This window comes from Streptomyces sp. NPDC052682, assembly GCF_040678435.1.
In the GTDB taxonomy this organism is placed as follows: Bacteria; Actinomycetota; Actinomycetes; order Streptomycetales; family Streptomycetaceae; genus Streptomyces.
Genome location: NZ_JBFATS010000011.1, coordinates 141,965 through 155,186, shown reverse-complemented (window position 1 = coordinate 155,186; position 13,222 = coordinate 141,965). Strand labels below are relative to the sequence as shown.

General features: G+C 73.6%; 10 protein-coding genes. 2 read left to right on the top strand and 8 right to left on the bottom strand.

The genetic code is table 11. From position 1 onward, the window contains the following. Positions 1–29: 29 nt before the first annotated feature. From rnc to recG, 7 genes are all read right to left on the bottom strand, one after another. Positions 30–833 carry a ribonuclease III gene (gene rnc / locus AB0K80_RS19265; protein WP_365671370.1) on the bottom strand — a complete coding sequence of 268 codons (804 nt, stop codon included), beginning with the start codon at positions 831–833 and terminating at the stop codon, positions 30–32. Between the two features lie 19 nt (positions 834–852). Beyond that, positions 853–1,026 (bottom strand): 50S ribosomal protein L32, encoded by a 174-nt coding sequence (gene rpmF, locus AB0K80_RS19260; RefSeq protein WP_007493396.1) that lies wholly within the window; start codon positions 1,024–1,026, stop codon positions 853–855. A gap of 2 nt (positions 1,027–1,028) precedes the next feature. After that, positions 1,029–1,682 carry a YceD family protein gene (locus tag AB0K80_RS19255; RefSeq protein WP_365671089.1) on the bottom strand — a complete coding sequence of 218 codons (654 nt, stop codon included), beginning with the start codon at positions 1,680–1,682 and terminating at the stop codon, positions 1,029–1,031. Positions 1,683–1,838: 156 nt separating this feature from the next. Then, complete coding sequence (locus tag AB0K80_RS19250; protein WP_365671088.1) at positions 1,839–2,888, bottom strand: ATP synthase F0 subunit B; 1,050 nt, start codon at positions 2,886–2,888, stop codon at positions 1,839–1,841. A 122-nt stretch (positions 2,889–3,010) separates the two neighbouring features. Continuing rightward, positions 3,011–3,490, bottom strand: a complete 480-nt coding sequence (coaD, locus tag AB0K80_RS19245) for a pantetheine-phosphate adenylyltransferase (protein WP_365671368.1) — start codon at positions 3,488–3,490, stop codon at positions 3,011–3,013. 26 nt (positions 3,491–3,516) lie between these two features. Beyond that, positions 3,517–4,104 carry a 16S rRNA (guanine(966)-N(2))-methyltransferase RsmD gene (gene rsmD / locus AB0K80_RS19240; protein ID WP_365671085.1) on the bottom strand — a complete coding sequence of 196 codons (588 nt, stop codon included), beginning with the start codon at positions 4,102–4,104 and terminating at the stop codon, positions 3,517–3,519. 97 nt (positions 4,105–4,201) lie between these two features. Then, the gene (recG, locus tag AB0K80_RS19235; protein ID WP_365671083.1) at positions 4,202–6,409 is read right to left on the bottom strand and encodes an ATP-dependent DNA helicase RecG; all 2,208 of its coding nucleotides are present in this window, start codon (positions 6,407–6,409) and stop codon (positions 4,202–4,204) included. A 188-nt stretch (positions 6,410–6,597) separates the two neighbouring features. On the opposite strand from recG, the gene AB0K80_RS19230 reads away from it, so the two are divergent. Further along, positions 6,598–8,433, top strand: coding sequence for an HSP90 family protein (locus AB0K80_RS19230; RefSeq protein ID WP_365671081.1), 1,836 nt, complete (start codon positions 6,598–6,600; stop codon positions 8,431–8,433). Further along, the gene (locus tag AB0K80_RS19225) at positions 8,433–11,372 is read left to right on the top strand and encodes a tetratricopeptide repeat protein (protein WP_365671079.1); all 2,940 of its coding nucleotides are present in this window, start codon (positions 8,433–8,435) and stop codon (positions 11,370–11,372) included. Before AB0K80_RS19230 ends, AB0K80_RS19225 begins: the two co-directional genes overlap by 1 nt. On the opposite strand, the gene AB0K80_RS19220 is transcribed toward AB0K80_RS19225, so the two are convergent. Then, the gene (locus AB0K80_RS19220) at positions 11,356–13,203 is read right to left on the bottom strand and encodes a DAK2 domain-containing protein (RefSeq protein ID WP_365671077.1); all 1,848 of its coding nucleotides are present in this window, start codon (positions 13,201–13,203) and stop codon (positions 11,356–11,358) included. The genes AB0K80_RS19225 and AB0K80_RS19220 overlap by 17 nt on opposite strands. Positions 13,204–13,222: the final 19 nt, after the last annotated feature.

The window sequence follows — 13,222 nt, the reverse complement described above, 5'->3', positions numbered from 1 at the left end:
CGGGCGCTCGGGTGCGCTGTACGTGTGTGTCAGGCGGAAGCCGACTGGCTGCCGGCGCTTCCGTCGGCGGGCTCGACGGAGGCGACCTCGGTCGCCGCCGCCTTGGCGCGCTCGTCCGCCGCGGCCCGGATGGACCGCCACGCGGACTCGGCGGCCTGCTGCTCCGCCTCCTTCTTGCTGCGGCCGGTGCCGGTGCCGTACGAGACGCCTCCGACGCGGGCGGCAGCAGTGAAGGTCTTCTCGTGGTCGGGGCCGGTCTCCGTGACCAGGTACTCGGGGACGCCGAGCCCTTCGGTCGCGGTGAGCTCCTGGAGGGACGTCTTCCAGTCCAGGCCGGCTCCGAGGTTGGAGGACTTCTCGATCAGCGGGTCGAACAGGCGGTGCACCAGTTCGGAGGCCGCGTCGAGGCCCTGGTCGAGATAGACCGCGCCGATCACCGCTTCCAGGGTGTCGGCGAGGATGGATGCCTTGTCCCGGCCGCCCGTGCCCTCTTCACCACGGCCGAGCCGGATGAAGGAACCCAGGTCGAGCGAGCGCCCCACCTCCGCCAGCGCACGCGAGTTGACCACCGCGGCCCGCAGCTTGGCCAGCTGGCCCTCGGGCAGGTCGGGGTGGGTCCGGTAGAGGGTGTCGGTGACGACGAGGCCGAGCACGGAGTCCCCGAGGAACTCCAGCCGCTCGTTCGTCGGCAGTCCGCCGTTCTCGTACGCGTACGACCGGTGGGTGAGTGCTCGCACCAGAAGGGCGGACTCGACCTTGTAGCCGAGCCGCCCTTCCAGAAGCGTGTGGGACGAGGCCTGGTTGTCCGCCGACTGCTTCTTGGGCGTGGACACAGTGCCTCTCACCAGCCGCTCAGACCTCGAGGACCTGGCGCTTGTTGTAGGTGCCGCACGACGGGCACGCGATGTGCTGCAGCTTGGGCTCGTGGCAGCGCTCGCACGCAACCAGGGTGGGGACCGCAGCCTTCCACTGCGACCGGCGGTGGCGCGTGTTGCTGCGCGACATCTTCCGCTTCGGAACAGCCACGGCTACTTCTCCTGCTTCTCGGCGGCGCGTGCTGATCCAGATGCGTCGCCGCTCGTGTCGTCCTTGTCGCCGGCCTTCATGGTGTCGGCGAATCCCTGCAAAGCCGCCCAACGGATGTCGACGGCGTCGTGGTGGTGGTCCGGGTCGTCCGCCAGCCGTGCGCCGCACTCGGCGCACAGACCAGGGCAGTCTTCCTGGCACACCGGCTGCATCGGCAGTGCGAGCACCACCGCATCGCGCAGCACTGGTTCGAGGTCGAACAGGCCGTCCTCGATGAAGAGCCTGTCCTCGTCTTCCTCGGCGTCGTCGGCCGGTTCCGCCTTGGGGCGGCCCCGGTCGTCGGCGTCAGGGTACGAGAACATCTCCTGGAAGTCCGCCTCGACATCGAGCTGAAGCGGCTCCAGACACCTTACGCACTCCCCCTCGGCCGCGGCACGGGCGGTGCCTGTGACGAGCACCCCTTCCATGACCGACTCGAGCCGCAGCTCGAGCTCCACCGGAGCGCCTTCCGGCACTCCGATGACCCCCTGGATACCGAAGTCGCCAGGAGCGTCGACCGTGCGGGTCAGGCGCTGCAGCGCACCAGGCCGCCGGCCCAGCTCGTGCGTGTCGAACACGAAGGGGTTGCGGTGGTCGAGGCGGGCGTTCAGAGCCATTCCTGCTTTCGGTCTTTCCGAGAGGGGGGACGCCGCCCTTCGGTGTTCCCGGGCAGCGGTGATCGCGGACGTACGCGCGACCGAAGAGCCAGGATACTGGACCTTTCGCCGAGGGCCCAATCCGGCCGGTGGGGCTCCTGCCCGCGCTGCTGTCCGCTACTGTCCGCGGCCCTGTTCGTAGGCGCGCAGCTGCTCCGCGCTGATCATGCTCGTGTCGAAGAGGCTGGTCTCGTCGAGGGCGTAGCCCTGCTGCTGGTGGTCCTGCTGGGACTGCTGCGGCTGGGGGGCCTGGTTCGGGTCGTAGCCGGCCTGGTGGGTGTCGTAGCCCTGGTAGGCGTACGGGTCGGCCTGCTGGTAGCCGTAGGGGTCCTGCTGTCCGCCGTACTGCTGCGGGTAGCCGCCGCCGTACGGGTCCGGCTGCTGCTGGTAGCCGTAGGCCGGCTGCGGGTCGTACGACGGCTGCGGGGGCTGCTGCTCGGCGGGCTGGTCGGCGATGGCCGCGAGGTCGGCGAGGTAGTCGGCGTCGCTGGAGTGCTGGACGGTGCTGGTGTCGGCGGCGAGGGCGCCGAGGTCGTCGGTGGCGATCCGGCCGTGCAGCTTCTGCCGGCCGCGGCCGACCGCCTCCAGGGTCTTGGCGAGGACCGCCTCGAAGGCGCCGAGCTTGGCGTCGACGTACTCGTCGGCGGTGCGGCGCAGGGTCTCGGGGTCGTGGCTGCGCTCGGGGGCGTCCTCGTCCTCGTAGCCGTTCTCGTCGGTGCCGGGGCCGGTGCCGAGGAGCTTCTCGCGGCCGCGGCCGACCGAGCCCAGGGTCTTGGTGAGGACGACCTCGAAGTTGGCGAGCTTGGAGTCGACGTACTCGTCGGCCTCGGCACGGATCTCCTCGGCCTCCTTGCGGGCCTCGGCGAGAATGCGGTCGGCCTCGGCCTGGGAGCGGCGGGCGATCTCGGTGTCGGAGATCAGCGAGCCGCGCTCGGCGTGCGCGCTCTCGATGATCCGCTGGGCTTCCTGGCGGGCCTGCTCGACCAGCTGCTCGCGGTCGCCGATCAGTTCCTGGGCCTGGGCGAGGGAGTCGGGCAGCGCGGTCCGCAGCTCCTGAAGCATCGAGAGCAGTTCCGCGCGGTTGACCACGCACGAGGCCGACATGGGCATGGCCCGGGCCCCGGAGACCATCGTGACGATCTCGTCGAGCTTCTTCTGCACGTCCACCGTGTGCTCGCCACTCTCTACAGCCGGGTGTTGGAGACGGACGGGACGACTGTACGGCCCTGGGATGCCCGGGGGACACCGGGTGACGGTTTGTCAGCCCACCGGGGGCGCGCGGGGCCGGCTCAGTCCTTCCGGAGCTTCCCGGCCAGGGCCTCCAGCACCGCCGGCGGCACCAGGTGGGAGACGTCGCCGCCCCAGTTGGCGACCTCCTTCACCAGGGAGGACGACAGGAAGCTGTAGGTGGGGTTGGTGGGGATGAAGAGCGTCTCCACGCCCGACAGACCGTTGTTCATCTGGGCCATCTGCAGCTCGTAGTCGAAGTCGCTGACCGCGCGCAGGCCCTTGACGATGGCGGGGATGTCCCGCTGCTTGCAGAAATCGACGAGCAGGCCGTGGAAGGACTCCACGCGCACGTTCCCGTACTCGGCGGTGACCTGGCGGATCAGGTCGATCCGCTCGTCGATCTCGAACAGGCCCTTCTTGGACTGGTTGATCATCACCGCCACGTAGACCTCGTCGTACAGCCTGGAGGCGCGGGCGATGATGTCGAGGTGTCCGTTGGTGATCGGGTCGAACGACCCAGGACAGACGGCGCGGCGCACTTGTGATCCCTCGCTCTCCGGTCCGGTCATCGTGCGTCTTCGCACGTAGAGGCGGCGCGACCGTACCAAAACGTTCCCTCGCCGTAGCGACGGGCCCGGATCGCCTCGAAGCCCTCCGGCCACCGGAATTCACCGCCTCTGGTGCTGCGCTCCACGGTGACGAGGGCTTCCGGCGCGAGCCAGCCCTCCGTGCGGAGTGTGAGCAGGATCTCCCGAAGATCGTCGTCGCAGACGGCGTAGGGAGGGTCGAGGAAGGCGAGGTCGTAGGGCTGGTCCGGTGGGGCCGTACGGATGATCTGTTCCGCTTTGCCCGACCTGACCTCGGCGCCGGGCAGGCCGAGGTTCCTGACGTTCTCGCGGATCGTGCGGGCCGCGCGGGCGTCGGCCTCGACGAGCAGGGCGTGCCCGGCGCCGCGCGAGAGGGCTTCCAGGCCCACCGCGCCGGAGCCGGCGTACAGGTCGAGGACGCGTTCGCCGTCCAGGGGGCCGCCGAGCAGGGACTGCCAGGTGGAGAACAGGCCCTCGCGGGCGCGGTCGGAGGTGGGGCGCGTGCCGTGCCCTGGCGGGACGGCCAGGCGGCGTCCGCCGGCCGCGCCGGCGATCACGCGGGTCATGTGGGGTCCTTGTCCGGGGTCGGTTACGGATTCAGTGTGGCAGGAGGTCCGCCGGGGCTGCTCGCGCAGTCTCCCGCGCCCCTGCGGCCGGTGCGCCTCACCCCTTCTCCAGGTACTGCTCCCGCTCCTCGTCCAGCAGGGCGTCCAGGGCGGTGCGCAGGGCGGGGAGGCCGGTCAGCTCCGGGTCGGCGGCGACGACCCGGGTGGCCTCCTCGCGGGCCTCGGCGATGATCTCCTCGTCGTCGATGACCGCGAGCATCCGGAGGCTGGAGCGGGTGCCGGACTGGGCCTGGCCGAGGACGTCGCCCTCGCGGCGCTGCTCCAGGTCGATACGGGAGAGTTCGAATCCGTCGAGGGTGGCGGCGACGGCGTTCAGGCGCTGGCGGGCCGGGCTCGCCTCGGGCATCTCGGTGACCAGCAGGCACAGGCCCGGGGCGGAGCCGCGGCCGACCCGGCCGCGCAGCTGGTGCAGCTGGGAGACGCCGAAGCGGTCGGCGTCCATGATCACCATGACGGTGGCGTTGGGGACGTTGACGCCGACCTCGATGACGGTCGTGGCGACCAGGACGTCGGTCTCGCCGGCGGCGAAGCGGCGCATGACGGCGTCCTTGTCGTCGGGCTGCATCCTGCCGTGCAGGACCTCGACAGCGAGCCCCTTGAGGGGCCCGCTCGCGAGCTGGTCGGCCACGTCCAGGACGGCGAGCGGGGGGCGCTTGTCGGCCTCTTCCCCGGCCGGCTTCCTCTGGCCGCTCTTCTTGGGGTCGTCCTCCTCGTCGCCGATCCGGGGGCAGACCACGTACGCCTGGTGACCGGCGGCGGCCTCCTCCCGGACCCGCTCCCAGGCCCGGGACAGGAAGTGCGGCTTGTCCGCGGCCGGGACGACGTGGCTGGCGATCGGGGAACGCCCGGCCGGGAGCTGGTCGAGGACGGAGGTCTCCAGGTCGCCGAAGACCGTCATGGCGACCGTGCGCGGGATGGGCGTGGCCGTCATGACGAGCAGGTGCGGCGGCTGTTTGCCCTTGCCGCGCAGCGCGTCGCGCTGCTCGACGCCGAAGCGGTGCTGTTCGTCCACGACGACCAGGCCGAGGTCGTGGAACTGCACCTTGTCCTCGATCAGCGCGTGCGTGCCGATGACGATGCCGGCCTCGCCGGTGGCCAGGTCCAGCAGGGCCTGGCGGCGGGCGGCGGCGCCCATGGAGCCGGTGAGCAGCACGACCTTGGTGGCGTTGTCGGCGCCGCCGAGCATGCCGCCCTCGGCGAGCTCGCCCATCATCTCGACGACCGACCGGTGGTGCTGCTGGGCCAGGACCTCGGTGGGCGCGAGCAGGGCGGCCTGCCCGCCGGCGTCGACCACGGCGAGCATGGCGCGCAGGGCGACCAGCGTCTTGCCGCTGCCGACCTCTCCCTGCAGGAGGCGGTGCATGGGGTGCTCCGTCGCCAGGTCCTCGAAGATCTCCCGGGAGACCTTCTGCTGGCCCTCGGTGAGGGTGAAGGGGAGCCGGGCGTCGAAAGCGGTGAGCAGGCCGTCGGGGCGGGGCCTGCGAGGGACGGCCGGGAGCTGGGCGTCGGTGTGGCGGCGGCGGGCCAGGGCGACCTGGAGGACGAAGGCCTCGTCCCACTTCAGGCGGGCCCGGGCGTCGGCGATGTCGGCCTTGGTGTGCGGGCGGTGGATCTTGAGCAGGGCCTCCGGGAGGGGCACCAGGCCGCGGCCCTCGCGCAGGGCGGGCGGGAGCGGGTCGAGCGCCTCCTGGGCGCTGGGCAGCACCGTCTGGACGGCCTTGCCGATCTTCCAGGACTCCAGTTTGGCGGTCGCGGGGTAGATGGGGATCAGGGCTCCGGCCCAGGTCTCCACCGTCTCCTCGGCGTCCCCGTGCAGCAACTCGTAGGCCGGGTGGGCCAGTTGCAGTCGGCGGTTGAAGACGGAGACCTTGCCCGCGAACATCGCGCGTGTGCCCGGCAGCAGTTCCTTGTGGGGCTTGTGCACGCCCTTGCCGAAGAAGACCAGTTGGAGCCGCCCGCTGCCGTCCGTGATGGTGACCTCCAGGCGCTGGCCCCTGCCGCCGGGGGCCTTGGAGGAGGCGAAGGTGTGCAGGCGGGCGTCGGCGACCTGGGCGACCACCGTGACGTGCTCGTCCATGGGCAGGTCGGCGAGGTGGGTGAGCTGGCCGCGCTCCTCGTACCGGCGCGGGTAGTGGTGGAGGAGGTCGCCGACGGTGTGCAGGCCGAGATGCTCGGCCATCACCTTCGCGGTGGCGGGGCCGAGCACCTTCTTGAGCGGTTGTTCCAGTGCGGGCACGAGATCCATTGCACACCACGGCACTGACAATCGCCGCGCAAGGTGCGCCGGTCTCACCGGATACGTCCCGGAAACCCCTGGTCAGACGGCTGGTTCGGGCTTTAGGATGACGCGCTCCGGCCATCCCCCGCGGTCACCGCCTCACCGGGACCGCCCGACCCCGCGCCGCCGACCCTCCCCCCACCGGCGCAGCGACGATGGACTCCCAGACCTCACAGGCATCCCAGCCACCTCAGTCATCCCCGTCACCTCACACCTTCCAGGTCGACCTGCGCGGTCTGGTCGACCTGCTCTCCCACCACCTGTACTCCAGTCCGAAGGTGTATCTGCGCGAGCTGCTGCAGAACGCCGTGGACGCGATCACCGCCCGGCGCGCCGAAGAGCCCGGCGCGCCGGCGCGGGTGCGGCTGCACGCCGAGGGCGGCACCCTGCGGGTGGAGGACACCGGCATCGGGCTCACCGAGGCGGACGTGCACAGCCTGCTCGCCACCATCGGCCGCAGCTCCAAGCGCGCGGAGGGCCTGCAGGAGGCCCGCTCGGACTTCCTCGGGCAGTTCGGCATCGGCCTGCTGGCCTGTTTCGTGGTGGCCGAGCGGATCCGGGTCGTCAGCCGCAGTGCCCGCACGCCCGAGGCACCGCCGGTGGAGTGGACGGCCCGGGACGACGGCTCGTACACCGTGCGGACGCTGCCGGACGCCGAGCGGCCCGAGCCGGGCACCACCGTGCACCTGGTGGCGCGCGCGGGCGCCGCCGAGTGGCTGGACGGCACGCGCGTGCTGGCGCTGGCGCGGGACTTCGGCGCCCTGCTGCCCTACGACGTCCGGGTGGGCGAGGAGGCGGTCACCGACCTGCCCGCGCCCTGGGACCGCGCGTATCCGAGCCCGGCGGCCCGCCGGGTGGCCCTCGCCCGGCACTGCCACGACCTGTTCGGCTTCACCCCGCTGGACACGATCGACCTGAACGTTCCCCTGGCCGGCATACGCGGCGTGGCCTACGTCCTGCCGTCGGCGGTCAGCCCGGCGCAGCGCGCGGGGCACCGCGTGCACCTGAAGGGCATGCTGCTGACCGAGCGGGCCGAACAGCTGCTGCCCGACTGGGCGTTCTTCGTGCGCTGCGTGCTCGACACCGACAGCCTGCGGCCGACGGCCTCCCGTGAGTCGCTGTACGAGGACGAGACCCTGGCCGCCGTGCGGGAAGCCCTGGGCGAGCGGATCCGCGCGTGGCTGACCGCTCTGGCGGCGGGCGATCCGGAGCGGCTGGCGGCCTTCCTGGCCGTGCACCACCTGGGCGTGAAGTCGCTGGCGCGGCACGATGCGGAGATGCTGCGCACGATGCTGCCGTGGCTGCCGTTCGAGACGACCGACGGGCGGCTGTCGCTGGAGGAGTTCGCGCAGCGGCACCCGGTGGTGCACTTCACGCGCACCGTGGAGGAGTACCGGCAGGTCGCGCCGATCGCGTCCGCGCAGGGCATCGGGGTGGTCAACGGCGGTTACACGTACGACAGCGAGCTGGTCGAGGCGCTGCCCTCGGTGCGTCCGGGGACGGTGGTCGCCGAGTTGGACGCCGACACGGTGACCGCGCACCTGGACGCGGTCGACCCGGCCGAGGAGCTGGCCCTGTCGGGCTTCCTGGCGGCCGCGCGGGCCAAGCTGGACCCGCTGGGCTGTGACGTGGTGCTGCGGGCCTTCCATCCGCTGTCCGTGCCGGCGCTGCACCTGGACGACCGCCAGACCCGGCACGAGCAGGCCCGGGCCGATGCCGAGGCGCAGGCCGACGACCTGTGGGCGGGCATTCTCGGTTCGCTGCGCGGCAGCGCTCCCCGCGCGCGCCTGGTGCTCAACCACCTCAACCCGCTGGTCCGGCGGATCAGCGCGCTCGGCGACCCGGAGCTGATCGGCACCGCCACGGAGTCCTTGTACGGGCAGGCCCTGCTGATGGCGCAGCGCCCGCTCAGGCCCGCGGACTCGGCGCTGCTGAACCGGGCGTTCATCGGTCTGCTGGAGTGGGCCACCCACGGGGAGGACGGTCAGTGATGGCACCGATCGCGGACATCGACGCGCTGCGCCGGGCGCTGGCGGAGAACGCCGAGCAGCCGGAGGGACCGGCCCGCAACGCGCGCGCGGAACACCTCCTCGCCGAGGCCGAGAAGCTGAACGAGCCGCTCGCCGTGATCGAGGCGCTGCGCCACCAGCTGACGGTCTACAACTACAGCTCCGAGAAGGACAAGATGTTCGTCCCCTTCGCGCGCCTGCTGCGCATGTGGGACGAACGCCCCGAGGACTTCGACGAGTACGAGGTCCACTCGCTGCACTGGGTCTTCAAATGGATGTCGGCCGGCATGCTCGGCCAGCCGCACATCCCGCTGGCCTCCATCGAGAAGTGGCTCGGCGAGATGGAGCACCGCTACCGTCTCGCCGGGCACTCCGAACGGGCCGTGCGCGGCGCCGAGTTCAGCGTGGCCGCGCATGTCGGGGACATCGGGCGGGCGGAGCGGGCGTACGCCGCGTGGCTCGCGGCGGACCGGGACAGCATGGCCGACTGTCACGCGTGCGAGCTGAACGGGCAGGGCTGGTGGCAGGCCGAGCGCGGCCGGGACGCCGAGGCCCTGGAGCTGTGGCGGCCCGTCCTGGAGGGCGAGTTCTCCTGCGCCCACGAGCCGCACGCCGCGCTGGCCTCGTCCCTGCTGCCGCTGCTGCGGCTGGGCCGCCCGGACGAGGCGCGCGCCAACCACTTGCGGGGTTTCCGGCTGGTGCGGGCCATGGAGAGCATGCGGGGCGCGTACGCGGCCCACGTGGAGTTCTGCGCGCTGACCGGCAACGAGGCGCGCGGCCTGGAGCTGCTCGCCGAGCGGCCCGGGTACTTCACCGACGACGGGCATCCGCGCAGCAAGCTGGACTTCCTGTGCGTGGTGGCCCTGCTCATGGACCGGCTGACCGGGCTGGGGCTGGGCGAGCGGCAGGTGCCCGGCCCGGCCGGACGGACCTGGACGGCCCGGGAACTGGCCACGCACGCGCGTGCGGAGGCCCTGGCCCTCGCGGCCCGCTTCGACGAGCGCAACGGCACCTCGTACGTCAGCGAGCGGGCACGCGCGCGCATGGCGCAGGAACCGCTCGTGGAACGGCTGCCCCTGGGGGTGCGGCCGGCGCGTCCGGTCAGTGCGGTGCCTGTGGCTCAGGCGGTGCCGGCCGAACCGGCCCGGGAGAAGGACCTGCCCGCGCTGCTCGCCGAGGCGCGGCGGCTGTCGGACACCCTCCAGCCGCACGCCGTGGAGGCATGGGCGGCGGTCGCCCGGGCCGCCGACGGCGCCGAGCTGGACGCGCGCGACCGGGCGGAGATAGCCGACCACGAGGCGATGAGCCTCGGCCCCGAGGGCGCCAGGCTCTTCGAACGGGCCGCCGAGCTGTACGCGGAGGCGGGCGACCCCGGGGAGGCGCTGGCGGCACGGGCGCGTGCGGCCTACGTCCGCGCGCTCGGCGGGGCGGTGGACGAGGCGCTCGCGGCGGTCGCCGAGCCCTGTGATGCGGTCCGCGCGCTGCACGCGCGGGGCGGCACGGGGATACGGCAGACGGCGTCGGTGCTGATCGGCCGGGCACGGATCCTGATGCGGCGGGTGTACGAGGCCGAGGGGCCGGTACGGCAAGAAGTCCTGGCCGAGGCGGAAGCCGCCGCGCGCGAGGTGCTCGCGCTCGTCGAGGAGCACACCGGCGAGGACGTACGGCTCGCCTCCCGGGCCGCCGAGGCGCAGGCGATGCTCGCGGAGCTGGCGGGCCGGACCGGGGACCTTCAGACGGCCGCGGAGCTGTTCCGGCGGGCCGTGGCCGGCTACGTCGGCGCCGGGCTGCCGTGGTACGCGGTGGAGTACGAGGCCCGGCTGGCCTCCCTCGCCCATCACCTCGGAGACACGGCCGGGGCGGAGCGGGCGCTGCGTGCGGCCCTGGAGCACGGCGGGCCGCACGTGGAGCCGGCCGGGCGGGCCCAGCTGCACCTGCAGCTCGCCGAGGTGCTCGGCGGGCGGGGCGAGGTGCGGGAGGCCGCCGAGCACGCCTTGGAGGCGGCGCACTGGGCCGACGAGGCCGGGGAGAGCGCGACACTGGGCGCCTGGGCGCGACACCAGCTCGGCGGGTTCCTGCTGCGGCAGGGCCGGTGGGCGGAGGCCGCGGAGGTGCTGGAGTCGCTCCTGCCCGACCTGTCGGCCGAGACGCACGGCGACGGCGCGATCGTCCAGACGCAGTGGTGGCTCGGCGACTGCCTGAGCGAGCTCGGCGAGCACCGCGCGGCCGCCGAGCGGCGCCTTCAGGCCGCCGAGATCGCCCGGCACTGGCCCGAGCAGCAGGACCACGCGACGCTCGCCCACCTCGCCGCGAGCAGCCTGGAGATGGCCGACCTGCCCGACGAGGCGGACCGCACCTACGCGCGTGCCGGCGAGCTGTGGCGCTCGGTCGGCGACGCCCACGGCCTGGTCCGTGCCCTGCGTGCCCGCGCGTGGCTGGCGCTGCGCACCCGGGCGGGGCGGGAGCGGGCGTGTGAGCTGATGACGAGCGCGGTCCAGGAGTGCGAGGCGGCGCTCGAGGCCGCACCGGAGGGCGAGGCGCGGCTGCGGCTCACCGCCGAACTGGGCCACACCCACAAGCAGTTCGCCGACCTGCTCGCCCGTACCACGCCCGGGGACGCGGAGGAGGCCGGGTTCGGTGAGGTGCTGTCCCGGCTGGACCGGGCGATCGCCGCCTTCGCCCTGGCCGGGCCGGCGGCGCTGCACGACCGGGCCGAGGCACAGCTCATGGCGGGACGGCTGTTGGCGGACCGGGGCCGGTACGCCGAGGCGGCGGCACGCGCGCGTGAGGTGCTGGCGGCCTGCGACAGCGAGGACGACGACGGGGAGGGTCTGGTACCGCCCCTGCGGGCGGAGGCGGAGCGGTTGCTGCGGCTGACGGAGGCAGAGCCGGCCTCCGGGGGGCTCACTCCACCCCGATGAGCAGCAGCGCTCCCTGCCGCCCGCCCCGGTAGACCACTGTGTCGACGGCGAGGTATCCCTCGCGGACCCGGGCCTCGAGGCGCTCGGCGACGTCCTCGGGTGCCTCGTCGCCGAGGACCAGGGTGACCATCTCGCCCCCGGCCGCGAGCATGCGGTCCAGAACGGTCTCGGCGGTGGCGGTGACGTCCGAGCCGATGACGGCCACGTCGCCGTCGATCAGGCCGAGCACGTCACCGGCCTGGCAGATGCCGGCCATGGTCCAGGACTGGCGTTCGGCGATGGTGACCTCGGCGTAGCGGGTGGCGCCGGCCGCCGAGGTCATCGACACGACGTCCTCGTCGAAGCGGCGCTCCGGCTCGTGCACGGCCAGCGCCGCGATGCCCTGCACCGCCGAGCGGGTCGGGATGAGGGCCACCCGGACGCCCTCGGCACGGGCCTGCTCGGCCGCCGCGGCGGCCGTGTGGCGCAGCTCCGCGTCATTGGGCAGCAGCACGACCTCGCGCGCGTGGGCCCGCCGTACGGCCTGTACGAGCTCGCCGCTGGCGGGCGGCTCCCCGGGCCGGGCGAGCACGGTGGTCGCGCCGGCCTCGGTGTACAGCCCGGCCAGGCCCTCGCCGGGCACGACGGCCACCACGGCCCGCTGAGCGGGCTCCCGGGCAGGCCGCCCCGCCCCGGTGGTGTGCACGTCTCCGGCGCCGAAGTGCGTGATGCGGATCCGGTAGGGCCGGCCGGCCTCGACACCGGCCTCCACGGCGGCGCCCGCGTCGTCGACGTGCACATGGACGTTCCACAGCCCGTCCCCGCCGACCACCACCAGGGAGTCCCCCAGGGCGTCCAGCCGCTCCCGCAGCCGCGCCACCGCCGTGTCGTCGGCCTCCAGCAGGTAGATCACCTCGAAGGCGGGGCCGCCGCGCTCCGGGGCCGCCGGGGCGTCGGCGCACCCGCCGGAGCCGGGGACCGCAGGTGCCGGGTCCGGGACGGCCCCGGGGGCCGCAGGAGCCGACCCCGGGACGCACGCCACGCACGCGTGCGCCGCCACCGCCGCGGAGGCCTCTGCGGGGGTCCGCCCCTCGGGGAGGTCCGCACCCGCCGCCTCCCCCCGCCCCACACGCGCGTGCGGCACGGAACCAGCCGACGCCCCCGCTCTGGGCCTCTCCCCCGTCAACGTCTCCACCAGGGCCGCGAGCACCGTCACCAGGCCCCGACCGCCGGCGTCGACCACACCGGCGCGTTCCAGGGCGGCCAGCTGGCCCGGGGTCGCGGCGAGGGCCGCACGGGCCGCCTCGTAGGCCGCCCGGGCCACCGTCCCGCAGTCGCCGTCGGTGTCAGCAGCCGCGTCGGCGGCGGCCGCGGCGACCGTGAGGACCGTGCCCTCGACGGGGTGGGCGACGGCCTGGCGGGCGGAGTCGGCCGCGTGCCGCAGCGCGAGCCGCAGCCCCCGGCCGTCGGCGTGCGCGGGTTGCTCGCCGGCGGCGAGCACCTGGGCCATGCCGCGCAGCAGCTGCGCCAGGATCGTCCCGGAGTTCCCGCGCGCCCCGATCAGCGCGCCGTGTGCCATCGCCCGCACGGCGTCGGCGAGGGACGGCTCCCCCGGCTTCCGCGGCTCCCCCGGCTCACCGCGGCCCGCCTCGTGCCCCGCGAACACCGCCTCCACCGCCGCGACCGCCGACTCCACGGTCAGATACAGGTTCGTGCCGGTGTCCCCGTCGGCCACGGGATAGACGTTGATCGCGTCGATCTCCTCACGGGCCCGGCCCAGGGCCTCAAGGGCGAGAGTGCACCAGGTGCGCACCGCGAGAGCATCGAAGAACGTCTGCGGCACCTGCGCCACCTGCGCCTCCCTGAGCTGC